This is a genomic window from Paenibacillus sp. P4_A7 (genome assembly GCF_056402455.1).
The window spans coordinates 1-24,804 of sequence record NZ_JBFUHJ010000028.1; the positions used below are offsets into that span (position 1 = coordinate 1).

Consider the following 24,804-nt stretch of genomic DNA (forward strand, 5'->3'; position numbering starts at 1 on the left):
AGCTAAGAGAATCGGAGCTAAGAGAATCGGATGATGAAGAAGAGGCTACGGGCGATAAGCTCAACCTTAACTTAGAGAGCGCTGAAACAAGCGCTGTTGAATAAACTGGCAGCTGAATTCCGTCTATAGTCACGCGCTCAGACGGAATTCAGCCACTAGAATGACACAGTCATACATGACGAAGGAGGGTTGCTCCTTGTTGGACGTGAACAACTTCGAGTATATGAAAATCGGTCTGGCTTCGCCGGATAAAATTCGCTCGTGGTCCCGCGGAGAAGTTAAGAAACCGGAGACGATAAACTATAGGACCTTGAAACCGGAGAAGGAAGGACTCTTCTGCGAGAAAATTTTCGGGCCTACAAAAGACTGGGAATGTCATTGCGGTAAATATAAACGCGTTCGTTATAAGGGCGTAGTTTGTGACCGTTGCGGCGTTGAAGTAACTCGCGCGAAAGTTCGTCGTGAGCGTATGGGTCACATTGAGCTTGCAGCTCCTGTTTCTCATATTTGGTACTTTAAAGGTATTCCAAGCCGCATGGGTCTTGCACTTGATATGTCCCCTCGTTCACTTGAGGAGATCATCTATTTTGCATCCTATGTTGTTACGGATCCAGGTGATACGCCGCTTGAGAAAAAACAACTGTTGTCCGAGAAAGAGTATCGCAGCTACCGGGAGAAATACGGGTATGGTTTCCATGCTGGTATGGGTGCCGAAGCAGTTAAGAAACTCCTTCAGGATATTGACGTAGAGAAAGAATTGGAGCAATTGAAGGAAGAGTTGCGCACTGCTCAAGGGCAACGCCGCAACCGTGCCATCAAACGATTGGAAGTCATCGAAGCATTCCGTAATTCCGGCAACTTGCCGGATTGGATGATTCTAGATGTACTACCAGTTATACCTCCAGAACTTCGTCCGATGGTACAACTTGACGGCGGTCGTTTTGCGACGTCTGACCTTAACGATTTGTATCGCCGTGTTATTAACCGGAACAATCGTCTGAAGCGTCTGCTTGATCTTGGCGCGCCTGACATCATCGTTCAAAATGAGAAACGGATGCTTCAAGAAGCTGTTGATGCGTTGATCGATAATGGTCGTCGCGGTCGTCCAGTAACTGGTCCAGGTAACCGTCCACTCAAATCCCTCAGTCATATGCTGAAGGGTAAACAAGGGCGTTTCCGTCAAAACTTACTCGGCAAACGGGTTGATTACTCTGGTCGTTCTGTTATCGTCGTAGGTCCAAACTTGAAGATGTTCCAGTGCGGTCTACCGAAGGAAATGGCGCTAGAGCTGTTTAAACCGTTTGTAATGAAAGAGCTTGTCAACAAAGGCCTTGCACATAATATCAAAAGTGCGAAGCGTAAAGTTGAACGGGTTAGCCCAGAGGTTTGGGACGTTCTAGAGGAAGTTATCAAAGAACATCCGGTACTGCTTAACCGTGCTCCAACGCTGCATAGACTCGGTATTCAAGCATTTGAACCGATTCTAGTTGAAGGTCGCGCAATTAAGCTGCATCCACTCGTATGTACAGCCTATAACGCTGACTTCGATGGTGACCAAATGGCTGTTCACGTACCATTGTCTGCAGAAGCACAAGCGGAAGCGCGTTTGCTGATGCTTGCATCTGGTAATATCTTGAACCCGAAAGACGGTAAGCCTGTCGTTACTCCTTCACAGGATATGGTTTTGGGAACTTTCTATCTAACGATGGATAATACGGATGCAAAAGGTACTGGTTCAGTATTCGGAACCATTAACGAAGCAATTTCCGCATATCAGCGTGGTATAGTTTCCTTACATGCCAGGATCTTTATACCTGTTCGTGTTCTTAAGAAAACAAATTTCACCGAACAACAGCAAAAATCGTTGCTTGTCACAACGGTAGGTAAAGTTATCTTCAATGAGATTTATCCTGAAGATTTCCCTTACATTAACGAAGCGACAAAAACGAATCTGTTGCACGGAACTCCTGATAAATATTTTGTGTATGAAAAAGGCGCGGATCTTAACAAGTTCATTGAAGACAAAGCCATTCCAGGTGCTGTCGGCAAGGAGTATCTCGCTCTTCTTATAGCCGAGTGCTTCCGTCAATATCATACAACGCTTACTGCGGTCATTCTTGATCGGATCAAGCAGCTAGGCTTCACTTACTCTACTCGTGCTGGTATTACGGTAGCTGTATCAGACGTTATCGTTCCGCAAGAAAAAGTAGAAGTAATGGCGGCAGCTGATGCTAAGGTCGCGATCGTAATGAATCAATATCGTCGTGGTTTAATTACGAACGAAGAGCGTTATGACCGTATTATTAGTATTTGGAGCAAGTGTAAAGATGATATTACTGAAATCCTCATGAAATCGATGGATCGTTATAACAACATCATGCTCATGGTGGACTCTAAAGCACGGGGTAATAAATCACAAATTACACAGCTTGGTGGTATGCGTGGTCTGATGGCCAATCCATCCGGTCGTATCATCGAGTTGCCGATCAAATCAAACTTCCGTGAAGGTCTTACTGTACTCGAGTACTTTATCTCGACGCATGGTGCGCGGAAAGGTTTGGCCGATACAGCACTTCGTACAGCTGACTCTGGCTACTTGACTCGTCGACTTGTTGACGTTGCACAGGATGTTATTGTTCGTGAAGACGATTGTGGTACGGATAAAGGCTTCTCCGTTAGCAAAATTCAAGACGGTAAGGAAGTTATCGAGGATCTCTACGATCGGATTGAAGGCCGTTATGCGTTTGAAACGGTTCGTCATCCGGTATCAGGAGAGATTATCGTTAATCGTAGCGAGTTAATTGACTCTAATAAAGCGGATGCGATCATTGATGCGGGTGTTGAGAAACTTCAAATTCGTTCAGTGCTTAGCTGCCGCGCTCGTCATGGCGTATGTAAAATTTGTTATGGTCGTAACTTGGCTACTGGTAAGCATGTTGAGATTGGTGAAGCGGTTGGTATTATCGCAGCACAATCCATCGGTGAGCCAGGAACACAACTTACAATGCGTACGTTCCATACGGGCGGCGTTGCCGGCGATGATATCACACAAGGTTTGCCGCGTATTCAAGAACTATTTGAGGCGCGTAATCCGAAGGGTCAAGCGATTATTTCCGAGCTTGACGGTGTTATCAAAGAAATTCGTGAAGCTAAAGATCGTCGTGAGATCGAAGTGCAAGGCGAAGCAGAATCGAAAGTTTATGCAGTTACTTACGGTTCCCGTATCCGCGTTGTACAAGGCCAACATATTGAAGCAGGCGATGAGCTGACAGATGGTTCTATCGACCCTAAAGATATGCTGCGCATCAAAGGTATCCGCGGCGTTCAAAACTATATTTTACAAGAAGTACAACGCGTTTACCGGAACCAAGGGGTAGAAATCAATGACAAGCACGTTGAGGTCATGATTAAGCAAATGCTCCGTAAAATCCGTATCGTAGATGCGGGAGGTACAACTCTTCTGCCAGGCGCGTTTGTTGATATTCATGAATATGAATCTCAGAACCGTGAAGCTATCCTATCTGGTAACGAGCCAGCTGTTGCAAAACCAGTATTGCTCGGTATCACGAAGGCATCGCTTGAAACGGATTCGTTCTTGTCTGCAGCATCCTTCCAAGAAACAACTCGTGTATTGACTGATGCCGCTATCAAAGGCAAAGTTGACCAGTTGCTTGGACTTAAGGAAAATGTTATTATAGGTAAGCTGATTCCAGCAGGTACTGGTATGGGACGTTACCGTAACATTCGTTTTGCAGGCTTGGAAGATGAAGTTAAAGCTGTAGTAGAAGGCGAGTTAGAAACAGAGGCTGTTACGATCGAATAATGATCGCATCAGTGGAAAGCTTCTAATTGTAAGTATAATCGTACATGGAGAGAGCGTCCCATTAACCGCTTCGCCTAGAAGCGGAAGATGACCGCTCTTTCCCATGTTTATAGTATGAAGTGAATGCTTAATAACTATAAAGTGATTATCATTACAAGGCCTTGACATAAGTACAACTTAGGTGTTAATATATCGAAGTGTGCCTAATTGTGTAATCACTGATTGAAAGAAATGAAGGTGATTCCATGCAGTTTAAGGTCGGTGCAAAACAAACGATGAAGATGCTTGAGCAGCAAAGAGCAATCAAAGTCTATGTTGCACGAGATGCAGATTCACAGATGATTGAGAGAGTCGTTCATCAATGTGAACGTTCAGGAGTTCCGGTTAAATGGTTCGATACGATGATAAGCCTTGGGGAAACCTGCGGTATCGATATCGGAGCTGCAATGGCAGCACTCATAAATGATGAAGAATGAAGTAGTAATCGTTTTTGTTAGTTGATTATTTAACGATAGTCATCTGACGAGAATTTTTCTTTGCTCTTTTATGAACCGCCTGGATCTGTGGACTTAAAATCAAGGTAAAATGTCTACCTAGCGCAAACGGCTCAAGTCTTTCTCGATTGACAGAGTTACTGTTTCGCAGTGAAATATAGACTTAGGACAGTCAATCAAGTAAGTGTCCTAAATTTCAGTTTTCAAAAGACATGAAAATAGGGGAAGGGGGTGGCATCATGCCAACAATTAATCAATTGGTCCGTAAAGGACGTCAAGCGAAAGTAGTTAAATCGAAATCGCCAGCCTTGCAAAAAGGGTTTAACGCCCTAAAACGTGAAGCAACTAACATCAGCGCTCCTCAAAAACGCGGTGTGTGCACTCGTGTAGGAACTATGACTCCAAGGAAACCGAACTCCGCACTTCGTAAATATGCTCGTGTTCGTTTAACGAACCGCTTAGAGGTTACGGCTTACATTCCGGGTATCGGACACAACTTGCAAGAGCATAGCGTTGTTTTGATCCGTGGTGGTAAAGTAAAAGACTTAGCAGGAGTACGTTATCATATCGTTCGCGGAGCACTTGATACTGCAGGTGTTAACAACCGTAATCAAGCTCGTTCGAAATACGGTACTAAGCGTAAAAAAGTTAAAAAAGCATAGAATAGCCTTTTAGGTTGATCCTAATGCTAGTTTTAGAATGAACGACTATTAGAAGAAAGGGGGACTTTCTCATGCCACGCAAAGGTCCTGTAACGAAACGCGATGTATTGCCAGATCCGTTGTATAACAGCAAGCTGGTAACACGCCTAATTAACCGTATTATGCTTGACGGTAAAAGAGGTGTTGCAGCAACACTATTATATGATGCATTCAAACTAATTCAAGAACGCACGGGTAAAGATCCAATGGAAGTTTTTGAAGCAGCTTTGAAAAATATTATGCCGGTTCTTGAGGTTAAAGCACGCCGTGTTGGTGGAGCTAACTATCAAGTGCCTATCGAAGTTAAACCAGAGCGCCGTACGGCACTTGGTCTCCGTTGGCTCGTGAATTATTCACGTAACCGCGGTGAAAAAACGATGGAAGAGCGTTTAGCTGCTGAAATCACAGATGCTTCCAATAACACTGGTGCGGCTGTTAAGAAGCGCGAAGATACTCACAAAATGGCTGAAGCAAACAAAGCGTTTGCTCACTACCGCTGGTAGAAGCTTTTCAATCGAGAGGAGACAATTTTATGTCAAGAGAGTTCTCCTTGAAAAATACGCGTAACATCGGGATTATGGCGCATATTGATGCCGGTAAAACCACAACTACTGAACGGATCTTGTTCTTCACTGGCCGTACTCATAAAATCGGAGAAGTGCACGAAGGTGCTGCTACGATGGACTGGATGGAACAAGAACAAGAGCGCGGTATTACAATTACGTCTGCCGCGACAACCGCTCAATGGCATGGACACCGCATTAATATTATCGACACCCCGGGACACGTAGACTTCACAGTTGAAGTTGAACGTTCCCTACGCGTATTGGACGGGGCCGTTGGGGTTTTTAGTGCAAAAGAAGGCGTAGAACCACAGTCAGAAACAGTATGGCGTCAAGCTGACCGTTACAACGTACCTCGTATTGCTTACGTAAACAAAATGGATATCATTGGTGCAGACTATTTAAATGTTATTAAAGACATGCGTTTGCGTCTTGGTGCTAATGCTGYAGCGATTCAAATACCGATTGGCGCTGAGGGCGACTTCAAAGGCGTTATCGATATCGTTGAACGTGTAGCTTATGTTTACAGTGATGATCTTGGTAAAGAAGCAGAGAAGTCAGAAATTCCTGCGGAGTATGCTGAACAAGTTGATGCACTTCGTACTGAATTGATCGAGAAAGTAGCAGAATTGGATGAAGATCTAACAATGAAATATTTGGAAGGTGAAGAAATCACTGTTCCAGAAATTAAAGCAGCACTCCGTAAAGGTGTTTGCGAAGTTAAAATCTTCCCAGTTGTTGCTGGTTCCTCATACCGTAACAAAGGTGTTCAACCGATGTTGGATGCTGTTGTTGACTATCTTCCATCACCTCTTGATGTACCAGCTATTAAAGGTACACTTGAAGATGGTGAAGAAGGCGAGCGTCCATCTTCGGATGATGCACCGTTTGCAGCACTAGCGTTCAAAATCATGACTGACCCTTATGTTGGTAGATTGACATTCTTCCGTGTGTATTCCGGCGTACTAAAATCCGGTTCATATGTTCTTAACTCAACTAAGGGCAAACGTGAGCGTATTGGACGTATTCTTCAAATGCATGCAAACAGCCGTCAAGAAATTACGGAAGTTTACTCTGGCGATATCGCTGCTGCAGTTGGTCTTAAAGATACAACTACAGGTGATACTCTTTGCGAAGAGAAAAACACCATTATTCTTGAATCAATGAATTTCCCTGAACCAGTTATCTCGGTTGCTATCGAACCAAAAACGAAAGCTGACCAAGACAAACTAGGTATCGCGATCTCCAAGCTGGCTGAAGAAGATCCTACTTTCCGCGCACATACTGACGAAGAAACAAACCAGACAATTATTTCTGGTATGGGTGAGCTTCACCTTGAGATTCTCGTTGACCGTATGTTCCGTGAATTCAAAGTTGAAACGAATGTTGGTAAACCGCAAGTTGCTTACCGTGAAACATTCCGTGAAGCTGCAAAAGTTGAAGGTAAGTTCGTTCGTCAGTCCGGTGGTAAAGGTCAATTCGGACATTGTTGGGTTGAGTTTTCACCACTCGAGCCAGGTTCAGGCTTCATATTTGAAAACAAAACAGTTGGTGGATCAATTCCTCGTGAATTTATCGCTCCTATCCAGGCTGGTATCGAAGAGTCAATGAAGAACGGTGTTGTAGCCGGCTTCCCGCTCGTTGATGTTAAAGCTGTTGTTGTTGACGGATCTTATCATGATGTTGACTCCTCTGAAATGGCGTTTAAAATTGCAGGTTCGATGGCGCTTAAAGCTGCCAAAGAAAAATGTAAGCCAGTTCTTCTTGAGCCAATCATGAAAGTAGAAGTTACTGTTCCTGAAGAGTACATGGGCGATGTTATGGGTATGTTGAACTCCCGTCGTGGTCGTATCGAAGGTATGGATTCCCGTGCAGGTGCACAAATTATCCGTTCTAAGGTACCTCTCTCCGAGATGTTTGGTTATTCCACTACACTTCGTTCCGGTACACAAGGACGTGGCGTATTCTCAATGGAGCTTTCTCACTATGAAGAAGTTCCAAAATCCATCTCTGAAGAGATCATTTCTAAGCATAAAGGCGAGTAATCGTTTTTTGCGAAGATTAATTACATGCTTTTGGTCGTCATCTATGTCTGCACGCAGACTAGGTGCCGGCCCACACATAAAAATTTGATGTTAAATTGAGGAGGCTCAAGTTCAATGGCTAAGGCAAAATTTGAACGTAACAAACCGCACGTTAATATCGGTACAATCGGTCACGTCGATCACGGTAAAACGACATTAACAGCAGCTATCACTACTGTACTTTCTAAAAAATACGGCGGTGCAGCAATCGCATTCGACCAAATCGATAAAGCTCCAGAAGAGCGCGAACGTGGTATCACGATCTCGACAGCTCACGTTGAGTATGAGACGCCTGCTCGTCACTACGCTCACGTTGACTGCCCTGGTCACGCCGACTATGTAAAAAACATGATCACTGGTGCTGCTCAAATGGACGGAGCTATTCTTGTAGTTTCCGCTACTGACGGTCCTATGCCACAAACTCGTGAGCACATCTTGCTTTCGAAACAAGTTGGCGTTCCTTACATCGTTGTATTCTTGAACAAATGCGACATGGTTGAAGATGAAGAGCTTCTTGAATTGGTAGAAATGGAAGTTCGTGACCTTCTTTCTGAGTATGAGTTCCCAGGCGATGACACTCCGATCATTCGTGGTGCAGCTCGTGAAGCTCTTGCAAATCCAGAAGGCCCTTGGGCTGACAAAATCATCGAGCTTTTCGAGCACGTTGATACTTACATCCCAACTCCTGAGCGCGACACAGCTAAGCCTTTCCTTATGCCTGTCGAGGATGTATTCACAATCACTGGCCGTGGTACAGTTGCTACAGGTCGCGTAGAACGTGGAATCATCAAAGTAGGCGACGAGATCGAAATTATTGGTCTTCAAGAAGAATCCCGTAAATCCGTTGTAACTGGCGTTGAAATGTTCCGTAAATTGCTTGACTCTGCTCAAGCTGGAGACAACGTTGGCGCATTGCTTCGTGGTGTAGACCGCAGCAACATTGAGCGTGGTCAAGTATTGGCTAAACCGGGTTCGGTTAAACCACACACTAACTTCACAGCTCAAATCTACGTTCTTACTAAAGAAGAGGGTGGCCGTCATAAGCCTTTTTTCACAGGCTACCGTCCACAGTTCTACTTCCGTACAACTGACGTAACTGGAATCATCACTCTTCCAGAAGGTACTGAAATGGTTATGCCTGGCGACAACATCACTGTAACGGTTGAGCTTATCGCTCCAATCGCTGTAGAAGATGGAACTCGTTTCTCTATTCGTGAAGGCGGCCGTACAGTAGGCGCTGGCGCAGTAGCATCTATCCAAAAATAATTGAATGCGGCCTAGCCGCTAACAATAACAAAAACCCTCACTTCGGTGAGGGTTTTTGTTCGTTTAACTATCACATCTTTTTAACCTAGCAATCCTACTAGTTATTAATAGAACTAATCATTGACTGTGCATATGAAATCGCTTTAATATTAGGTAATAGAAAGATACGTATAAAGTACCATCCGATTTATCCATTTGAGAGGGGTATTTAAAATGAAAAAAAGAGTTTGGGTTGGGACAATGCTTTTAGCGGTCATGTTTCTAGCTGCTGCGTGCAGCGGGAACAAAAGTGAGTACACGATTTCGATTTCTCAAGTTGTTGAGCATCCATCATTAGATGCAACAAAAGAAGGATTTATTGCAGCACTTAAAGACGCTGGAATTGTTGAAGGAGAAAACCTGAAGATCGATTTCAATAACGCACAGGGAGATCCATCAAACAGTAAAGCAATTGCACAAAAAATAGCATCAGGAAAAAGCGATCTGGCATTGGGTATTGCAACATTGCCATCACAGGACCTTGCTGATGAAGTAACAGATAAGCCAGTTTTATTCGCAGCAGTAACAGATCCTGTTGATGCTGGTATTGTCAAACAATTGAAAGCGCCGGGAGGCAATATTTCAGGGGCATCCGATACAAACCCGGATGCAGTGAAGCAGACAATGGACTTCATTGCGGCAGAACTGCCAGAGGTAAAAACAGTAGGTTTAGTAATCAATGAAGGTGAACCAAATGCTGTGATCATGGCGAAATATGCTGAAGAAGCTCTTACTGCTCATGGAATAAAGCTTATAAAAGCAGCAATCGTTAACACTTCAGATGTTAAACAAGCGGCTGATTCATTAGTGGGTCGCGTAGATGCTATTTATATTACACTGGACAATAAAGTAGTAAGTGGTGTAGATGCAATTATTGATGTTGCTAATAAAAATGATATTCCATTTTTCTCAGCTGACCGGGATACAGTTGAAAAAGGCGCATTCGCGGCTGTAGGTTTCAAATATTATGACCATGGTTACGAGGTTGGTCAAATGGCTGTTGAGATTTTGAAGAATGGTAAAAAACCTGGAGATATGGACATTACCGTTCCACAAAAGCTAGATTTCATTCTTAACCTGAAGGCAGCAAAAGAACAAGGTATTACTGTTACAGACGCAATGACGAAATATGTTAAAGATAGTGCTGTAAACATCATTGAATAAATAACTTTGATTGAATAATAATTTCATAACAACAATTGACAGATGAGGGATGATAGGCTTTATTGCTTCATCCCTCTTATCATGTTAAGGAGGATAAGTATATGTTGACAACAATGGGGGGAGCTGTCGAGAGTGGACTGCTTTATGCGCTTATGGCGCTTGGCGTCTATATTACCTTTCGAATCCTCGATTTTCCTGATTTAACGGTCGATGGTAGCTTTGCAACCGGCGCTGCTATAGGTGCAGTAATGACTGTTAACGGCACTGCACCGTGGCTTGCAATTGTATGTGCTTTTATAGGTGGAGGACTTGCAGGAGTTTGTACAGGACTGCTTCATACAAAAGGGAAAATAAATGGCTTATTATCAGGTATTATTATGATGATAGCACTTTACTCCATAAATCTACGGATATTGGATAAGCCTAACGTTAGTTTAAGAAATGCTAGTAATTTATTTGAAAATGTTTCGGTTTTAGTAGTTATGATTGTTTTTGTTGTCTTTGTGAAACTTCTATTGGATCTTTTCTTTAAAACTGATTTAGGACTTAGCCTCAGAGCTACAGGTGATAACTCACGAATGATTCGCAGCTTTGGTGTAAATACGGATAACACGATTATTTTTGGAATAGCATTATCGAATGCACTTGTAGCAACATCGGGTGCTTTGATAGCTCACTATCAAAAATTTGCCGATGCCAGTTTGGGAGTCGGAATGATTGTTATTGGACTTGCCTCGGTTATTATTGGTGAAGCTATTTTTGGAGCGCGCACTATATTTAGAGCTACTTTGGCTGTTGTACTGGGTTCGATCGTTTATCGTATTATTTATGCACTTGCTTTGCAAATTGAATGGTTGGAAGCTTCAGATATGAAGCTAATTACAGCTGTAATCATAGTGTTTGCACTCGTTGTTCCTTCTAGTCGTAGAATAATGAATCAAAAAAATATGGCTAGGAAACGCACAGCGGAAATGCTGGCATCAATAGAAAAAACACAACCAGGAGGTGGACACTAATGTTAGAAATCGTTAAAGTGTCCAAGCTGTTTAATCCAGGTACGGTAGATGAGAAGACAGCGCTTGTCGGAGCAAATCTTATGATGAAGCCAGGCGATTTCATAACAGTTATCGGAAGTAATGGCGCAGGAAAGTCCACTTTGATGAACATAATATCTGGTGTGATGAAGCCTGATGCTGGAGAGATTAGAATAGATGGAACCAATATTAGCCAACTATCTGAACATCAACGCAGCCGTTGGATTGGCCGCGTATTCCAGGATCCTATGGCAGGAACAGCACCAAGAATGTCCATAGAAGAGAATCTCGCTATCGCATATGCACGAGGGAAGTCACGTGGTTTTTCATTTGGCGTTTCACGTAAAAAACGTACCATATTCAAAGAAGAGCTTCAACGTATAGGTATAGGACTTGAAAATAGATTAGGTGCAAAGGTTGGATTGTTATCAGGCGGTGAGCGTCAAGCACTTAGCCTTCTAATGGCAACATTCACAAAACCACAAATACTACTGCTAGATGAACATACTGCAGCACTTGATCCAGCAAGAGCGGAGTTGATTACTAAGCTTACGGAAAGCCTAGTAAAGGATATGAACTTAACTACTCTTATGGTTACACATAATATGGAGCAAGCGATTCGACTTGGTAACCGGTTGATTATGATGGACAAGGGTCGCATTATTCTTGATGTATCGGAAGAACGGAAAAAGAATTTAACTGTAGAGCAGCTTCTGGGTGAGTTTGAACGGATTAGCGGTAAGAAGCTGGCCGATGACCGAATGGTATTGGGATAGATGTTTATTMTATAGAAGAAAGGCAACGACCCTATGGTCGTTGCCTTTCTTTATCGGATTAACTATAACTATTAATATTGATATGAATGTATAGGTTGTCTGTATTTTGTTAATAAGAAAAATTGTACATATATGGTCCGAAGAATTTGTAGCATTCTGGGTGAGTGGCGTTTATAATTATGCGAGTGAGTATGAACCTGAACGGCAATAATTCATGTAATTATGCTTTTATGCAAATTGTTTAAACTTTATGTTGCATTTGCCTATTAGATTAGGTATAATATTGACTGTTGGTCTGACGTTGCGATGATGTGAGAGGTTGCCGACACACCCGGCCCCTTTGCCATGGGGCATGTGCCGGGTTTTCTCACGGAGTATGTCCGATAATAAATTGGGCGATAGAAGGAGGGACTTATATGGCAAAGCAAAAGATTCGTATCCGCTTGAAAGCATACGATCATAGAATTCTTGATCAATCCGCAGAGAAAATTGTTGAAACTGCAAAACGTTCCGGAGCAAGCGTATCCGGGCCGATTCCGTTACCAACGGAAAAGCAAATCATCACCGTTCTTCGTGCGGTTCACAAGTACAAGGATTCACGGGAACAATTCGAAATGCGCACTCATAAGCGTCTAATCGATATTGTAAACCCAACACCGCAAACGGTTGATGCGTTGATGCGCTTGGATTTACCATCCGGTGTAGATATCGAAATCAAACTGTAAAAACAGTATATGCGATTATAGAAAGGAAATGAGGTGTCAACATGAAAGGTATCTTAGGGAAAAAACTTGGTATGACTCAAGTGTTTACTGCTGAAGGTAACGTAATACCAGTTACGGTTATCGAGGCTGGACCTTGTGTGGTTCTACAGAAGAAAGACCAAGAGAACGATGGCTATGAAGCTGTTCAATTCGGTTTTTCAGATAAGAAAGAAAGCAGATCGAATAAGCCAGAAGCTGGTCACGCTAGCAAGGCTAATACGACTCCTAAGCGCTACGTTCGTGAAATTCGCGGAATTAACTTAGGTGATTATGAAGTTGGCCAATTAGTGAAAGCTGACCTATTCACAGAAGGCGAATTCGTTGACGTAACAGGTGTTTCAAAAGGTAAAGGCTTTGCCGGCGTTATCAAACGTTGGGGACAAAGTACTGGTCCTATGTCTCACGGTTCTCGTTACCACCGTGGACCAGGTTCGATGGGTTCTATCCAAGCGAACCGTGTACCAAAAGGCAAACGCCTTCCAGGACACATGGGTCACGAAACAATTACGATTCAAAAGCTTGAAGTTATCCGTGTAGATGTAGAACGTAACGTTCTTCTAATAAAAGGATCAATTCCTGGCCCTAAAAACGGATTCGTAAAAGTGAAACAAACAATTAAGAAATAATCTCTCTTGAAGAAAGGAGGAACAGGAAATGCCAAAAGTATCAGTATTTAACGTGAGTGGCGCTCAAGTGGGCGAGCTTGAACTGGCTGAAACGGTTTTCGGAATTCAACCAAATGTTCACGTTTTGCACAGTGCTGTTGTTAATCAACAAGCATCTGAACGCTTCGGTAATCACAAAACTAAAGGACGCTCCGAAGTACGTGGTGGCGGTCGTAAACCTTGGAAACAAAAAGGAACAGGCCGTGCTCGTCAAGGTAGCATTCGCTCCCCGCAGTGGGTTGGTGGCGGTACAGTATTTGGACCGACTCCTCGCACATACGGATTCAAGCTTCCTAAGAAAGTTCGTCGTCTGGCGATCAAATCGGCATTGTCTTCTAAAGTGATTGATAACGACATCATTGTTTTGGATGCATTGACATTTGCACAGCCTAAGACGAAAGAATTCGCAGCAATCTTGAATAACCTTAAGGCTGGCCGCAAAGCTCTTGTAGTTACAGCTAGCTATGAAGATAATGTAGCATTGTCTGCACGTAATATCCCAGGTGTTAAATTCGTCGCAGCTGACGGCATTAATGTTCTGGATGTATTAGTACATGACAAGCTTATTATCACTAAAGAAGCAGTAGAGAAAGTACAGGAGGTGCTTGCGTAATGAAAAATCCACGCGATATTATCAAGCGCCCGGTTATTACGGAACGTACGAGTGATTACATGGCTGACAAAAAGTATGTTTTCGAAGTTGATCTTCGCTCGAACAAAACCGAAATCAAACTTGCTATTGAGTCAATCTTTAAAGTAAAAGTAACCGGCGTTAACACAATGCGTGTAGCGGGTAAACCGAAACGTTATGGTAAACATAGCGGATACAGACCGGATTGGAAAAAAGCGATCGTTCAACTGAGCGCTGACAGCAAAGAACTAGAATTCTTTGAATCCGTTTAGAAAAGGAGGAAATCGAAGTGCCTATTAAAAAGTACAAACCGACATCCCCAGCTCGTCGTAACATGTCCGTTTCGACTTTTGAAGAGATTACAACAAGCACACCGGAAAAATCGTTGCTTGCACCACTTTTCAAAAGAGCTGGTCGTAATAACCAAGGTAAAATTACGGTTCGTCACCATGGCGGCGGACATAAACGTAAATACCGTATTATCGACTTCAAACGTACGAAAGACGGCATCGTTGGTAACGTAGCGACGATCGAATACGATCCGAACCGTACATCCAACATTGCTTTGATCCATTACGCTGATGGTGAGAAAGCTTACATCATCGCACCAAAAGGACTGAAAGTCGGAGATAAAGTTATGTCCGGCCCAACTGCAGATATTAAACCAGGCAACGCGTTGCCACTTGTGAATATCCCAGTCGGTTCAGTTATCCACAACATCGAATTGAAGCCAGGTAAAGGCGGACAACTAGTTCGTGCTGCTGGTACTGATGCTCAACTTCTTGGTAAAGAAGAAAAGTACGTATCCATTCGTTTGACTTCAGGTGAAGTTCGTCACATCTTGAACACTTGCCGTGCAACAATCGGTTCTGTAGGTAACGGAGATCACGAACTCGTGAAAATCGGTAAAGCCGGCCGTAACCGTTGGTTGGGCAAGCGTCCACAAGTACGTGGTGTTGTAATGAACCCTAACGATCACCCACACGGTGGTGGTGAAGGCCGTGCTCCAATCGGACGTAAATCGCCATTGTCACCATGGGGTAAACCAACTCTTGGTTACAAAACGCGTAAGAAGAAAAAAGCATCAAGCCAATACATTATTCGTCGTCGTACGAAGTAATAGTAGCTTGAAGCAAACAGCGTGATACGAAAGTATCGCAACTGCTTATATGAAGGGAGGAACTCAAATGGGTCGCAGTTTAAAGAAAGGTCCGTTTATTGACGGTTACCTGCTTAAAAAAGTCGAGGTATTGAACGAAGCTGAGAAAAAAGTCGTAATCAAAACCTGGTCCCGCCGCTCGACCATTTTCCCGCAATTCATTGGACACACGTTTGCTGTGTATGACGGACGCAAGCACGTGCCGGTATATGTAACGGAAGATATGGTAGGACATAAACTCGGTGAATTCGCACCGACTCGTACGTATAAAGGCCATGCCGGCGAAGACAAGAAAACGGGCAGACGTTAATTTGCCCTTAATAAATCTCTAATTGAACGAGAGGAGGTTCCTACATGACAGAAGCTAAAGCGCACGCTAAATTTATTCGTATTGCTCCTCGTAAAGCTATGCTAGTTGCGGATTTGATTCGCGGTAAGCAAGTTGGTGAAGCGATCGCAATTTTGCGTCACACGCCTAAGTCCGCATCCCCAATTTTGGAGAAGCTGCTTAACTCTGCTATTGCTAACGCTGAGCATAACTATCAGCTCGATGTTAATAAATTGGTTATATCGCAAGCCTTCGTAAACCAAGGGCCGACGATGAAACGTTTCCGTCCTCGTGCGATGGGTCGCGCAAGCCGGATTAATAAAAGAACCAGCCACATTACCTTGGTGGTATCTGAAAAATAAAGGAGGGATTACGTGTGGGTCAAAAGGTAAATCCAGTAGGTTTCCGTATCGGAGTTATCCGTGATTGGGAATCCAAATGGTTCGCGGGTAAAGATTTCGGCGATCTTCTTATGGAAGACGTTAGAATTCGCGAATATTTGAAAAACAAGCTGAAAGATGCAGCCGTTTCTCATATCGAGATCGAACGTGCAGCTAACCGAGTGAACGTTACAATCCAAACTGCTAAACCAGGTATGGTTATTGGTAAAGGCGGTTCTGAGGTTGAAAACCTTCGTACAGAACTTGGTAAGATCACTAAAGGCAAAAAGGTTCACATCAACATCTCTGAAATTAAATACGCTGATCTTGACGCTATTCTTGTAGCTGAAAGCATCGCACAACAACTTGAGCGTCGTGTATCTTTCCGTCGCGCATTGAAGCAAGCAATTCAACGCTCCATGCGTTCAGGTGCTAAAGGGATTAAAACCGCAGTAAGCGGACGTCTCGGTGGCGCGGAAATCGCACGTTCGGAAGGCTACAGCGAGGGTACAGTACCTCTTCATACGCTGCGCGCTGATATTGACTACGGCACAGCTGAAGCGGCAACAACATACGGCCGAATTGGCGTTAAAGTATGGATCTATCGTGGCGAAGTCCTTCCGACTAAGAAGAAAGCTCCCCAGGAAGGAGGCAACTAATCATGTTGGTACCTAAACGTGTAAAACACCGTAAACAACAACGCGGTCATATGAAGGGTCGCGCTAAAGGCGGCACAACTGTAGCATTTGGTGAATATGGTCTTCAAGCACTTGAGCCATCATGGATCACGAACCGTCAGATCGAAGCGGCTCGTATCGCAATGACACGTTACATTAAACGTGGCGGTAAAGTGTGGATCAAAATATTCCCAGCAAAACCAATTACTCAAAAGCCTCTAGAAGTGCGTATGGGTAGTGGTAAAGGTAACGTTGAGAAATGGGTAGCAGTCGTTAAACCAGGTAAAATCCTGTTTGAATTGGCTGGCGTATCTGAAGAAACCGCTCGTGAAGCGATGCGTCTTGCGGCTCATAAATTGCCAATTAAGACGAAGTTCGTGAAGCGCGAAGAAGTGGGTGGTGAAGCAAATGAAAGCTAGTGATATTCGTAACCTAACCTCCGCTGAGATTGAACAGCAGGTAACTGGTTTTAAAGAAGAGCTTTTCAACCTTCGTTTCCAATTGGCTACTGGCCAACTGGATAACCCGACTCGGATCCGTGACGTACGTAAGGAAATAGCTCGTGCTAAAACCGTTTTGCGTGAAAGAGAACTCGGTATCAGCAGCTAGTAAAAACCTTGCATGAAAGTATAATCACGGCTGAAGGAAGGAGGAAGAACATGAGCGAACGCAATGCCCGCAAAGTTCAAATCGGCAAAGTGGTAAGCGATAAAATGGACAAAACAATCGTTGTTGCAGTTGAAACATACAAAAAACACGACTTGTACCATAAACGCATTAAATACACGAAGAAATATAAAGCGCATGATGAAGATAACCAAGCGAAAATTGGCGACATCGTGAAAATCATGGAGACTCGTCCGCTATCGAAAGACAAGCGCTTCAGACTAGTAGAGATTGTTGAAGTTGCGATTGTTATTTAATGAGCGTATGCAGTATCTGAGCATTTTTCCGAAAGGAGGACGTTGAAATGATTCAACCATTTTCGCGCTTAGCAGTTGCTGACAACTCTGGCGCAAAACAATTGATGTGTATCCGTGTACTTGGTGGAACGGGACGTCGCGTTGGACACATCGGCGATTTGATCGTTTGCTCAGTAAAACAAGCAACACCAGGCGGCGTTGTCAAAAAAGGTGACGTTGTTAAAGCCGTTATCGTTCGCACAAAGCGTTCGGTACGTCGTAAAGACGGTTCATACATCGCATTCGATGAGAATGCAGCTGTAATCGTAAAAGAAGATAAGAGCCCACGTGGCACACGTATCTTTGGACCTGTTGCCCGTGAACTACGCGATAGAGATTTCATGAAAATCGTATCGTTAGCACCAGAAGTTATCTAATTAACCCTATATAAGCTTGAAAGCACAAGCGTGCAGGAGGTGTAACTCATGCCAAGGCTGAAAAAAGTACTCGAATCTCATAACAACAAATTGCACGTGAAAAAAGACGATACGGTTATCGTCATTACCGGTAAAGACAAAGGTAAGAAGGGCCGTATTATCGCTGCGTACCCGCGTGAAAACCGCGTTCTCGTAGAAGGTGTTAACATGGTGAAGAAACATACTCGTCCATCTCAAACGAATCCACAGGGCGGTATTATCGAACAAGAAGCACCAGTTCACGTGTCAAACGTTATGCATATCGATCCGAAAAGCGGTAAAGTAACACGTATCGGATACAAAGTGCTAGACAACGGCAAGAAAGTTCGGATCGCGAAACGTTCCGGAGAAGTAATCGACTAACCGTCACTGTATGAAAGGAGGTCCATGAACAATGGTAGCAAGATTGAAAGGTCGCTTTCTTAACGAAATAACTCCTGCTCTTATGCAGAAGTTCAACTATACGTCAGTCATGCAAGTACCGAAAGTTGAGAAGATTGTTATCAACATGGGGGTAGGCGAAGCGGTTTCCAATTCGAAAATCCTAGATGTAGCTGTTGAAGAACTACGTATCATTTCCGGTCAAAAACCAGTCGTAACTCGTGCGAAGAAGTCTATTGCAGGCTTCAAGCTTCGTGAGAACATGCCAATCGGAGTTAAAGTTACATTGCGCGGTGAGCGCATGTACCACTTCCTTGACAAGCTGATTAACATTTCCCTTCCGCGTGTACGCGACTTCCGCGGTGTATCCAATAAAGCATTTGATGGCCGCGGTAACTATACGCTTGGCCTGAAAGAGCAATTGATATTCCCAGAAATCGAGTACGATAAAGTTGATAAAGTACGCGGTATGGATATCGTCATCGTCACGACGGCAAAAACGGACGAAGAATCTCGTGAATTGCTGACCCAAATGGGCATGCCGTTCACGAAGTAATCCACTTTTAGGAGGTGTAATACCCAGTGGCAAAAACTTCGATGAAAGTGAAGCAACAACGCACACCGAAATTTAAAGTGCAAGCATATACGCGCTGTGAGCGTTGCGGCCGTCCGCATTCTGTTTTGCAAAAGTTTAAAATTTGCCGGATTTGTTTCCGCGAGTTAGCACATAAGGGCCAGATTCCTGGCGTTAAAAAAGCAAGCTGGTAATCAGCCTAGTTCGGGAAGGAGGTTAACACAATGGTTATGTCTGATCCGGTTGCAGATATGTTGACGCGTATTCGTAACGCGAATGTCGTTCGTCACGAAACCGTAGAAATGCCCGCTTCGAAATTGAAGAAGCAAATCGCTGAAATTCTTAAGCGTGAGGGTTTCATACGCGATGCTGAATATATCGAGGACAACAAACAAGGGATTATTCGTATTTTTCTGAAATACGGCCCTAACCAAGAGCGCGTTATTACAGGTTTGAAGCGTATCTCCAAACCAGGTTTGCGCGTTTACACGCAATCAACTGAAATCCCTCGCGTGCTCGGAGGACTTGGAATTGCTATTATTTCCACTTCCAAAGGTATTATGACGGATAAAGAAGCTCGTCAAGTTAAATCAGGCGGCGAAGTAGTCTGCTACGTATGGTAAGTAACAAGTCACAAAGATAGGAGGTGTAACAATGTCCCGTATTGGTCGCAAACCAATCCAAGTGCCTAACGGCGTAAGCATCAACTTGGACAACACAGTTATTACTGTAAAAGGACCGAAAGGAACTCTTTCCCGTGAATTTCACAAAGAAATGCAAGTGAATGTAACGGAAACAGAAGTCTTAGTAGAACGTCCTTCCGATAATAAATTGCATCGTTCCCTGCACGGAACAACTCGCAGCATCATCGCTAACATGGTGAGYGGAGTTACTGAAGGCTTCTCGAAAAACTTGGAGCTAGTAGGCGTTGGTTACCGTGCAAGTAAATCTGGTGATAAAATCGTACTTAACGTCGGTTATTCTCATCCAGTGGAGATCGCTCCGGATAATGGAATCGAGTTTGATGTACCTGCTAACACGAAAATTACTGTTCGCGGTATCGACAAAGAACTCGTAGGCGCAACTGCTGCTAAAATCCGTTCCGTACGTGAGCCTGAGCCGTATAAAGGTAAAGGTATCAAGTATGAAGGCGAACGCATCATCCGTAAAGAAGGTAAGTCAGGTAAGAAAAAATAAGCAAACCGTAGGTTTGCTTAAGATAGTGGTTTAAGGCATAAGGAAAGGAGTGAACTTTGTATGATTACGAAAGGCGACAAAAACAAGGCACGTCTGAAAAGACACCTGCGTGTTCGTAAAAAAATTAACGGTACAGCTGCACGTCCGCGTCTATCTGTATTCCGTTCCTCCAAGCATATGTACGCACAATTAATCAACGATGTAACAGGCGAAACAATCGCATCTGCATCCACACAGGATAAAGAATTGGTTGAAGCGATCGGCAACGGTGGAAACATCGAAGCTGCTACAAAAGTTGGAGAATTGGTTGCGAAACGCGCTCAAGCGAAAGGGGTAACCCAAGTAGTATTTGACCGCGGCGGTTACTTGTATCACGGCAGAATTCAGGCACTAGCTACTGCAGCTCGCGAAGCTGGCCTCGAATTCTAATCGACTTTATTTATAAGGAGGTTAAACGACTTGCGTGTAGATCCAAATACGTTAGAACTGACTGAAAAAGTAGTTAATATCAATCGTGTATCTAAAGTTGTTAAAGGCGGACGCCGCTTCAGCTTTAGCGCACTTGTAGTAGTCGGCGACGGTAAAGGCTACGTTGGCGCAGGGATCGGTAAAGCAGGCGAAGTACCTGATGCAATCCGCAAAGGTATTGAAGATGCTAAGAAAAACCTGATCCACATTCCAATCGTTGGAACAACAATTCCACATCTTGTACTCGGACATTTCGGCGCTGGAGAAGTTCTCCTTAAGCCTGCATCCGAAGGTACTGGTGTTATCGCTGGTGGCCCAGTTCGTGCAGTTCTTGAACTTGCTGGTGTCGGCGACATTTTGACCAAATCGCTCGGTTCTTCGAACTCTATGAACATGGTTAACGCAACGCTCGAAGGTCTTTCACGTTTGAAACGTGTAGAAGAAGTTGCTAAGTTACGTGGGAAAACAGTCGAAGAGCTGTTACGCTAAGGAGGGAATTACGATGGCAAAATTGCAAATCACCCTCGTTCGCAGTTTGATCGGTCGCAACGAGAAACAACGCGCAACGGTTGAATCTTTGGGTCTTAAAAAGATTCGTCAAGCTGTTGTTTTGAACGATAGCCCGGCTATTCGCGGCATGGTTAATCATGTCAGCCACTTGATCAAAGTAGAAGAAGTTTAAAGTTAGTACATTTCGTTAGAAATATATAAGGAGGTGCACGAACGATGAAATTGCATGAGCTAGCTCCAGCACCCGGATCGACCCAAGCGCCTAAGCGCAAAGGTCGGGGTATCGGTTCCGGTAACGGCAAAACAGCAGGTCGTGGTCACAAAGGGCAAAACGCTCGTTCCGGTGGCGGCGTTCGTCCTGGTTTCGAGGGCGGACAAAACCCATTGTATCGTCGAGTGCCGAAGCGTGGATTTAACAACGTCTTCCGTAAAGAGTACGCGATTGTCAACATTGAAGAGCTAAATGCCTTTGCAGCAGGTACTGAAGTCACTCCAGATGTTCTTCTTGAGACAGGGATTGTCAAAAACCCACTCGCAGGAATTAAAATTTTGGGTACTGGTGAAGTTAAAGTTCAACTTACTGTAAAAGCAAACAAGTTCTCTCAATCTGCGGTAGAGAAAATCCAGGCTGCCGGCGGTAAAACCGAGGTGATCTAATTGTTCAAAACCGTGTCCAATATTTGGAAAGTGGTGGATCTTCGTACAAGGATCCTATTCACCCTTTTCATTCTACTGATATATCGAATCGGTGCTTTTATACCGGTACCAGGTGTAAACAAAGATGTGTTTAAGCAAGTTGATTCAGCAGGAGCGGATCTTTTCGGCTTGCTTAACACTTTTTCCGGCGGTGCTTTGTTCCAATTCTCAATTTTCGCAATCGGAATTACGCCATATATTACAGCTTCGATTATCGTACAGCTGTTATCTATGGACGTTATTCCCAAGTTTGCGGAGTGGGCAAAGGAAGGCGAGAACGGTAAACGTCAACTCGCGCAAATCACTCGTTACGGTACAGTTGGTCTAGGTTTAGTGCAAGGTTTTGCAACAGCTATCGGATTTAATCGTTCATACGGTTATGAAATGATCGTTGGAGCAACATTCGTTGATTACTTACTGATTGCTATTATTTTGACTGCAGGTACTGCTTTCTTGATGTGGCTCGGTGAACAAATTACCGAAAAAGGAATCGGAAATGGTATTTCGATTCTGATCTTCGCAGCAATTGCAGCTGGTATTCCTGGACACATTCGGACGATCTATCAAGATCAGTTCGTAGGTGCAGAAGACCAATTGTTCTTGAACATCGTTAAGATGGTATTGATCGTGATTGCGATCATCGCAATCATTGTGGGTGTCATCTTTGTACAACAAGGTATTCGTAAAATCCCTGTACAATACGCTAAACGTGTTGTTGGACGGAAGATGTATGGTGGACAGTCAACTCATATTCCTATGAAAGTGAACGGTGCAGGTGTTATTCCGGTCATTTTCGCAGTGTCTCTGATTATGTTCCCAATTACGATTGCACAGTTCTGGGCTAACCAGGCTTGGGCAACTTGGATAATTAATAATATGAGCTATGACAAACCGCTGGGTATGGTATTGTACGTATTGTTAATCATCGGGTTTACCTTCTTCTACACTTTCGTACAGATTAATCCGGTTCAAATGGCTGATCAAATGAAGAAAAATGGCGGATATATTCCAGGTATTCGTCCAGGAAAGCCAACTTCGTCTTACCTAACACGCGTTATGTCGCGTATTACGTTGACAGGTGCAATTTTCTTGGCGGTTATCTCAATCATTCCGGTGTTCTTCGGGTCACTTGCTGGATTACCTAAGTCAGTGCAGCTAGGTGGTACTTCATTACTAATCGTTATCGGTGTTGCACTTGATACGATGAAGCAAATCGAGAGCCAGTTGATCAAACGCCATTACAAAGGGTTTATCAATAAATAACAATAGGTTCTGACCGGGCTTCCGCTTTCGTCTACCAGATGGTGCGGAACCCGCCCGAACCTATTGTGCTTAAAGCGAGGAACTCAGCAATGAACATTTTATTCATGGGCCCTCCGGGAGCCGGTAAAGGTACTCAAGCTGAACGGATCGTAGAAGAGTTCGGTATTCCCCACATTTCCACTGGCGATGCATTCCGCCTCGCTATGAAACAAGGAACTGCACTCGGGCTCAAAGCGAAGGAGTATGTCGATCAAGGACTACTTGTTCCCGATGAGATTACGAATGGTATTGTTAAAGAACGTCTGGCACTAGAAGATTGCAACAAAGGGTTTTTGCTTGACGGTTTTCCTCGCACACTTCAACAAGCCGAAGCGCTTGACAGTATGCTTGTGGAGTTAGGCCGCAATATTGACCATGTTGTTAATCTAAAGGTTGACCGCGGACTGCTGCTTGCTCGCTTGACGGGTAGACGCATCTGTAGAACTTGTGGAACGACCTATCATGTAATTTTTAATCCATCTAAGGTTGAAGGTATTTGCGACAAAGACGGTGGAGAATTGTATCAACGTTCAGACGATACAGAGGAAAAGGTAGGCACTCGTTTGGATGAGTATACATCCAAAACTGCTCCTTTACTTAATTACTATAGTGATAAAGGTCTCCTGCGCGAAGTCGACGGCGAGAAGGACATTGATGTTGTAACAGCAGACATCATTTCCAACATGCGAGGTTCATTGTAATGATTATTTGCAAATCCGATTCGGAACTGCGATATATGAGAGAAGCTGGACGCATCGTTGCGGAAACGCATCGTTTAATGTCGCAAGCTGTGAAACCAGGCATCACTACTCGTGAGCTTGACCAAATCGCTGAAGCGTACATTAAAAGCCAAAATGCTGTTCCATCCTTCAAAGGTTACAATGGTTTTCCTTCGAGCATTTGCGCTTCTGTGAATGACGAGCTGGTGCACGGCTTCCCTGGTTCACGCAAGTTGAACGAAGGCGATATTATTAGCATCGATATCGGCGCACAGTTCGAAGGATTTCATGGTGACTCGGCTTGGACCTATGCGGTCGGAGCAGTATCTAATGAGGTTCAAAAACTGCTTGATGTAACGGAGCAATCGCTATATGCGGGACTGCAGTTAATCAAGCCCGATGTGAGATTATATACAATATCGCACGCTATTCAAAAGGTTATTGAAGATGCAGGGTATTCGGTTGTCCGTGAGTATGTAGGACATGGAATTGGTGCGGACCTTCATGAGGAACCACAAATTCCAAACTACGGCTTACCAGATCGCGGTCCCCGTCTTAAACCGGGAATGGTGCTTGCAATAGAACCAATGGTCAACATTGGTGAACGCTATGTCCGTACACTTGAAGACAATTGGACGGTCGTAACGGAAGACGGTTCATGGTGCGCTCATTTCGAGCACACAGTAGCCGTAACTGAGGACGGCTTTGAAATATTGACCATTTTGCCGAAGCAGCCGTAGTTATGATGATGGTAGCTCGTCCCCAGATTGGTCAGTTAGTCAAAGTACTTCGTGGTAAAGATGAAGAAAGCTATGCCGTCATCATCTCTGTCGTCGATGAACGATTCGTGATGATTGTGGACGGTAACAAACGCCGATTCGATCAACCGAAGAAAAAGAACGTTCTACATCTCGAGTTACTACCTGCCATTAGTCAAGAGGTATCAAGCAGCATGCTTGAAACAGGCAGAGTGACCAATGCCAAGTTGCGTTATGTGATTCAGAAGTACGCGTATGCGAAAGGAGAATGAC

General features: G+C 44.0%; 34 protein-coding genes. All 34 read left to right on the forward strand.

Going from position 1 to position 24,804, the window contains the following annotated elements; translation table 11 throughout:
• Positions 1-196 precede the first annotated feature (196 nt).
• The gene (gene rpoC / locus AC1DWN_RS06815) at positions 197-3,823 is read left to right on the forward strand and encodes a DNA-directed RNA polymerase subunit beta' (protein WP_477558169.1); all 3,627 of its coding nucleotides are present in this window, start codon (positions 197-199) and stop codon (positions 3,821-3,823) included.
• A gap of 245 nt (positions 3,824-4,068) precedes the next feature.
• Positions 4,069-4,299, forward strand: a complete 231-nt coding sequence (locus AC1DWN_RS06820; RefSeq protein WP_477558170.1) for a ribosomal L7Ae/L30e/S12e/Gadd45 family protein — start codon at positions 4,069-4,071, stop codon at positions 4,297-4,299.
• A 257-nt stretch (positions 4,300-4,556) separates the two neighbouring features.
• The gene (gene rpsL / locus AC1DWN_RS06825; protein WP_475813295.1) at positions 4,557-4,979 is read left to right on the forward strand and encodes a 30S ribosomal protein S12; all 423 of its coding nucleotides are present in this window, start codon (positions 4,557-4,559) and stop codon (positions 4,977-4,979) included.
• 71 nt (positions 4,980-5,050) lie between these two features.
• A complete protein-coding gene (gene rpsG / locus AC1DWN_RS06830; RefSeq protein WP_102715357.1) occupies positions 5,051-5,521 on the forward strand; it encodes a 30S ribosomal protein S7 in 471 nt (156 codons plus the stop codon).
• A gap of 29 nt (positions 5,522-5,550) precedes the next feature.
• The gene (fusA, locus tag AC1DWN_RS06835; protein ID WP_477558171.1) at positions 5,551-7,626 is read left to right on the forward strand and encodes an elongation factor G; all 2,076 of its coding nucleotides are present in this window, start codon (positions 5,551-5,553) and stop codon (positions 7,624-7,626) included.
• A 114-nt stretch (positions 7,627-7,740) separates the two neighbouring features.
• The gene (gene tuf, locus AC1DWN_RS06840) at positions 7,741-8,931 is read left to right on the forward strand and encodes an elongation factor Tu (protein WP_477558172.1); all 1,191 of its coding nucleotides are present in this window, start codon (positions 7,741-7,743) and stop codon (positions 8,929-8,931) included.
• Positions 8,932-9,144: 213 nt separating this feature from the next.
• Positions 9,145-10,134 (forward strand): ABC transporter substrate-binding protein, encoded by a 990-nt coding sequence (locus AC1DWN_RS06845; RefSeq protein ID WP_477558173.1) that lies wholly within the window; start codon positions 9,145-9,147, stop codon positions 10,132-10,134.
• 101 nt (positions 10,135-10,235) lie between these two features.
• Positions 10,236-11,150 (forward strand): ABC transporter permease, encoded by a 915-nt coding sequence (locus AC1DWN_RS06850; protein ID WP_477558174.1) that lies wholly within the window; start codon positions 10,236-10,238, stop codon positions 11,148-11,150.
• Entirely contained in the window at positions 11,150-11,944 is a 795-nt protein-coding gene (locus tag AC1DWN_RS06855) for an ABC transporter ATP-binding protein (RefSeq protein WP_477558175.1), read from the forward strand. The genes AC1DWN_RS06850 and AC1DWN_RS06855 overlap by 1 nt, the downstream gene beginning before the upstream one ends.
• A gap of 416 nt (positions 11,945-12,360) precedes the next feature.
• On the forward strand, positions 12,361-12,669 hold the full coding sequence (gene rpsJ, locus AC1DWN_RS06860; protein ID WP_197938307.1) for a 30S ribosomal protein S10: 309 nt from the start codon (positions 12,361-12,363) through the stop codon (positions 12,667-12,669).
• Positions 12,670-12,710: 41 nt separating this feature from the next.
• Positions 12,711-13,334 carry a 50S ribosomal protein L3 gene (rplC, locus tag AC1DWN_RS06865; RefSeq protein ID WP_477558176.1) on the forward strand — a complete coding sequence of 208 codons (624 nt, stop codon included), beginning with the start codon at positions 12,711-12,713 and terminating at the stop codon, positions 13,332-13,334.
• 28 nt (positions 13,335-13,362) lie between these two features.
• Positions 13,363-13,986: a 50S ribosomal protein L4 gene (gene rplD, locus AC1DWN_RS06870; protein ID WP_477558177.1), complete on the forward strand. Its 624-nt coding sequence runs from the start codon at positions 13,363-13,365 to the stop codon at positions 13,984-13,986.
• Positions 13,986-14,276 carry a 50S ribosomal protein L23 gene (gene rplW, locus AC1DWN_RS06875; protein ID WP_477558178.1) on the forward strand — a complete coding sequence of 97 codons (291 nt, stop codon included), beginning with the start codon at positions 13,986-13,988 and terminating at the stop codon, positions 14,274-14,276. The genes rplD and rplW overlap by 1 nt, the downstream gene beginning before the upstream one ends.
• Before the next feature lie 17 nt (positions 14,277-14,293).
• On the forward strand, positions 14,294-15,124 hold the full coding sequence (gene rplB, locus AC1DWN_RS06880; RefSeq protein WP_477558179.1) for a 50S ribosomal protein L2: 831 nt from the start codon (positions 14,294-14,296) through the stop codon (positions 15,122-15,124).
• 67 nt (positions 15,125-15,191) lie between these two features.
• Positions 15,192-15,473, forward strand: a complete 282-nt coding sequence (rpsS, locus tag AC1DWN_RS06885) for a 30S ribosomal protein S19 (protein ID WP_053373902.1) — start codon at positions 15,192-15,194, stop codon at positions 15,471-15,473.
• A 44-nt stretch (positions 15,474-15,517) separates the two neighbouring features.
• Complete coding sequence (gene rplV / locus AC1DWN_RS06890) at positions 15,518-15,853, forward strand: 50S ribosomal protein L22 (RefSeq protein ID WP_475813285.1); 336 nt, start codon at positions 15,518-15,520, stop codon at positions 15,851-15,853.
• 14 nt (positions 15,854-15,867) lie between these two features.
• Positions 15,868-16,530, forward strand: a complete 663-nt coding sequence (gene rpsC, locus AC1DWN_RS06895) for a 30S ribosomal protein S3 (protein WP_477558180.1) — start codon at positions 15,868-15,870, stop codon at positions 16,528-16,530.
• Positions 16,531-16,532: 2 nt separating this feature from the next.
• Positions 16,533-16,967, forward strand: a complete 435-nt coding sequence (gene rplP, locus AC1DWN_RS06900; RefSeq protein WP_054025320.1) for a 50S ribosomal protein L16 — start codon at positions 16,533-16,535, stop codon at positions 16,965-16,967.
• The gene (gene rpmC, locus AC1DWN_RS06905; RefSeq protein WP_475813283.1) at positions 16,957-17,157 is read left to right on the forward strand and encodes a 50S ribosomal protein L29; all 201 of its coding nucleotides are present in this window, start codon (positions 16,957-16,959) and stop codon (positions 17,155-17,157) included. The genes rplP and rpmC overlap by 11 nt, the downstream gene beginning before the upstream one ends.
• Before the next feature lie 50 nt (positions 17,158-17,207).
• The gene (gene rpsQ / locus AC1DWN_RS06910) at positions 17,208-17,471 is read left to right on the forward strand and encodes a 30S ribosomal protein S17 (protein WP_475813282.1); all 264 of its coding nucleotides are present in this window, start codon (positions 17,208-17,210) and stop codon (positions 17,469-17,471) included.
• A gap of 47 nt (positions 17,472-17,518) precedes the next feature.
• A complete protein-coding gene (gene rplN, locus AC1DWN_RS06915; protein WP_076271425.1) occupies positions 17,519-17,887 on the forward strand; it encodes a 50S ribosomal protein L14 in 369 nt (122 codons plus the stop codon).
• Between the two features lie 48 nt (positions 17,888-17,935).
• The gene (gene rplX / locus AC1DWN_RS06920; RefSeq protein WP_475813281.1) at positions 17,936-18,289 is read left to right on the forward strand and encodes a 50S ribosomal protein L24; all 354 of its coding nucleotides are present in this window, start codon (positions 17,936-17,938) and stop codon (positions 18,287-18,289) included.
• Between the two features lie 31 nt (positions 18,290-18,320).
• The gene (rplE, locus tag AC1DWN_RS06925) at positions 18,321-18,863 is read left to right on the forward strand and encodes a 50S ribosomal protein L5 (RefSeq protein WP_475813280.1); all 543 of its coding nucleotides are present in this window, start codon (positions 18,321-18,323) and stop codon (positions 18,861-18,863) included.
• A 26-nt stretch (positions 18,864-18,889) separates the two neighbouring features.
• Positions 18,890-19,075, forward strand: a complete 186-nt coding sequence (locus AC1DWN_RS06930; RefSeq protein ID WP_115995323.1) for a type Z 30S ribosomal protein S14 — start codon at positions 18,890-18,892, stop codon at positions 19,073-19,075.
• Between the two features lie 30 nt (positions 19,076-19,105).
• On the forward strand, positions 19,106-19,504 hold the full coding sequence (gene rpsH / locus AC1DWN_RS06935; RefSeq protein ID WP_138756281.1) for a 30S ribosomal protein S8: 399 nt from the start codon (positions 19,106-19,108) through the stop codon (positions 19,502-19,504).
• Positions 19,505-19,535: 31 nt separating this feature from the next.
• Positions 19,536-20,078, forward strand: coding sequence for a 50S ribosomal protein L6 (gene rplF / locus AC1DWN_RS06940; protein ID WP_477558181.1), 543 nt, complete (start codon positions 19,536-19,538; stop codon positions 20,076-20,078).
• Positions 20,079-20,138: 60 nt separating this feature from the next.
• On the forward strand, positions 20,139-20,507 hold the full coding sequence (gene rplR / locus AC1DWN_RS06945; protein ID WP_477558182.1) for a 50S ribosomal protein L18: 369 nt from the start codon (positions 20,139-20,141) through the stop codon (positions 20,505-20,507).
• Between the two features lie 30 nt (positions 20,508-20,537).
• Positions 20,538-21,035 carry a 30S ribosomal protein S5 gene (rpsE, locus tag AC1DWN_RS06950; RefSeq protein ID WP_475813277.1) on the forward strand — a complete coding sequence of 166 codons (498 nt, stop codon included), beginning with the start codon at positions 20,538-20,540 and terminating at the stop codon, positions 21,033-21,035.
• Between the two features lie 13 nt (positions 21,036-21,048).
• Positions 21,049-21,228, forward strand: a complete 180-nt coding sequence (gene rpmD, locus AC1DWN_RS06955) for a 50S ribosomal protein L30 (protein WP_475813276.1) — start codon at positions 21,049-21,051, stop codon at positions 21,226-21,228.
• Between the two features lie 44 nt (positions 21,229-21,272).
• Entirely contained in the window at positions 21,273-21,713 is a 441-nt protein-coding gene (rplO, locus tag AC1DWN_RS06960) for a 50S ribosomal protein L15 (RefSeq protein WP_477558183.1), read from the forward strand.
• On the forward strand, positions 21,714-23,015 hold the full coding sequence (gene secY / locus AC1DWN_RS06965; protein WP_477558184.1) for a preprotein translocase subunit SecY: 1,302 nt from the start codon (positions 21,714-21,716) through the stop codon (positions 23,013-23,015).
• Between the two features lie 89 nt (positions 23,016-23,104).
• On the forward strand, positions 23,105-23,755 hold the full coding sequence (locus tag AC1DWN_RS06970; RefSeq protein ID WP_477558185.1) for an adenylate kinase: 651 nt from the start codon (positions 23,105-23,107) through the stop codon (positions 23,753-23,755).
• Entirely contained in the window at positions 23,755-24,513 is a 759-nt protein-coding gene (map, locus tag AC1DWN_RS06975; RefSeq protein ID WP_477558186.1) for a type I methionyl aminopeptidase, read from the forward strand. The genes AC1DWN_RS06970 and map overlap by 1 nt, the downstream gene beginning before the upstream one ends.
• A gap of 8 nt (positions 24,514-24,521) precedes the next feature.
• Positions 24,522-24,803 carry a hypothetical protein gene (locus AC1DWN_RS06980; RefSeq protein ID WP_477558197.1) on the forward strand — a complete coding sequence of 94 codons (282 nt, stop codon included), beginning with the start codon at positions 24,522-24,524 and terminating at the stop codon, positions 24,801-24,803.
• Position 24,804 lies beyond the last annotated feature (1 nt).

Excerpts from the sequence above, each read along its gene's own strand:
- AC1DWN_RS06820 (WP_477558170.1), top strand. The coding sequence starts at position 4,069 with ATGCAGTTTAAGGTCGGTGCAAAACAAACGATGAAGATGCTTGAGCAG.
- rpsL (WP_475813295.1), top strand. The coding sequence starts at position 4,557 with ATGCCAACAATTAATCAATTGGTCCGTAAAGGACGTCAAGCGAAAGTA.
- rpsG (WP_102715357.1), top strand. The coding sequence starts at position 5,051 with ATGCCACGCAAAGGTCCTGTAACGAAACGCGATGTATTGCCAGATCCG.
- tuf (WP_477558172.1), top strand. The coding sequence starts at position 7,741 with ATGGCTAAGGCAAAATTTGAACGTAACAAACCGCACGTTAATATCGGT.
- AC1DWN_RS06845 (WP_477558173.1), top strand. The coding sequence starts at position 9,145 with ATGAAAAAAAGAGTTTGGGTTGGGACAATGCTTTTAGCGGTCATGTTT.
- AC1DWN_RS06850 (WP_477558174.1), top strand. The coding sequence starts at position 10,236 with ATGTTGACAACAATGGGGGGAGCTGTCGAGAGTGGACTGCTTTATGCG.
- AC1DWN_RS06855 (WP_477558175.1), top strand. The coding sequence starts at position 11,150 with ATGTTAGAAATCGTTAAAGTGTCCAAGCTGTTTAATCCAGGTACGGTA.
- rpsJ (WP_197938307.1), top strand. The coding sequence starts at position 12,361 with ATGGCAAAGCAAAAGATTCGTATCCGCTTGAAAGCATACGATCATAGA.
- rplC (WP_477558176.1), top strand. The coding sequence starts at position 12,711 with ATGAAAGGTATCTTAGGGAAAAAACTTGGTATGACTCAAGTGTTTACT.
- rplD (WP_477558177.1), top strand. The coding sequence starts at position 13,363 with ATGCCAAAAGTATCAGTATTTAACGTGAGTGGCGCTCAAGTGGGCGAG.
- rplW (WP_477558178.1), top strand. The coding sequence starts at position 13,986 with ATGAAAAATCCACGCGATATTATCAAGCGCCCGGTTATTACGGAACGT.
- rpsS (WP_053373902.1), top strand. The coding sequence starts at position 15,192 with ATGGGTCGCAGTTTAAAGAAAGGTCCGTTTATTGACGGTTACCTGCTT.
- rplV (WP_475813285.1), top strand. The coding sequence starts at position 15,518 with ATGACAGAAGCTAAAGCGCACGCTAAATTTATTCGTATTGCTCCTCGT.
- rplP (WP_054025320.1), top strand. The coding sequence starts at position 16,533 with ATGTTGGTACCTAAACGTGTAAAACACCGTAAACAACAACGCGGTCAT.
- rpmC (WP_475813283.1), top strand. The coding sequence starts at position 16,957 with ATGAAAGCTAGTGATATTCGTAACCTAACCTCCGCTGAGATTGAACAG.
- rpsQ (WP_475813282.1), top strand. The coding sequence starts at position 17,208 with ATGAGCGAACGCAATGCCCGCAAAGTTCAAATCGGCAAAGTGGTAAGC.
- rplN (WP_076271425.1), top strand. The coding sequence starts at position 17,519 with ATGATTCAACCATTTTCGCGCTTAGCAGTTGCTGACAACTCTGGCGCA.
- rplX (WP_475813281.1), top strand. The coding sequence starts at position 17,936 with ATGCCAAGGCTGAAAAAAGTACTCGAATCTCATAACAACAAATTGCAC.
- rplE (WP_475813280.1), top strand. The coding sequence starts at position 18,321 with ATGGTAGCAAGATTGAAAGGTCGCTTTCTTAACGAAATAACTCCTGCT.
- rpsH (WP_138756281.1), top strand. The coding sequence starts at position 19,106 with ATGGTTATGTCTGATCCGGTTGCAGATATGTTGACGCGTATTCGTAAC.
- rplR (WP_477558182.1), top strand. The coding sequence starts at position 20,139 with ATGATTACGAAAGGCGACAAAAACAAGGCACGTCTGAAAAGACACCTG.
- rpmD (WP_475813276.1), top strand. The coding sequence starts at position 21,049 with ATGGCAAAATTGCAAATCACCCTCGTTCGCAGTTTGATCGGTCGCAAC.
- rplO (WP_477558183.1), top strand. The coding sequence starts at position 21,273 with ATGAAATTGCATGAGCTAGCTCCAGCACCCGGATCGACCCAAGCGCCT.
- AC1DWN_RS06970 (WP_477558185.1), top strand. The coding sequence starts at position 23,105 with ATGAACATTTTATTCATGGGCCCTCCGGGAGCCGGTAAAGGTACTCAA.
- map (WP_477558186.1), top strand. The coding sequence starts at position 23,755 with ATGATTATTTGCAAATCCGATTCGGAACTGCGATATATGAGAGAAGCT.
- AC1DWN_RS06980 (WP_477558197.1), top strand. The coding sequence starts at position 24,522 with ATGGTAGCTCGTCCCCAGATTGGTCAGTTAGTCAAAGTACTTCGTGGT.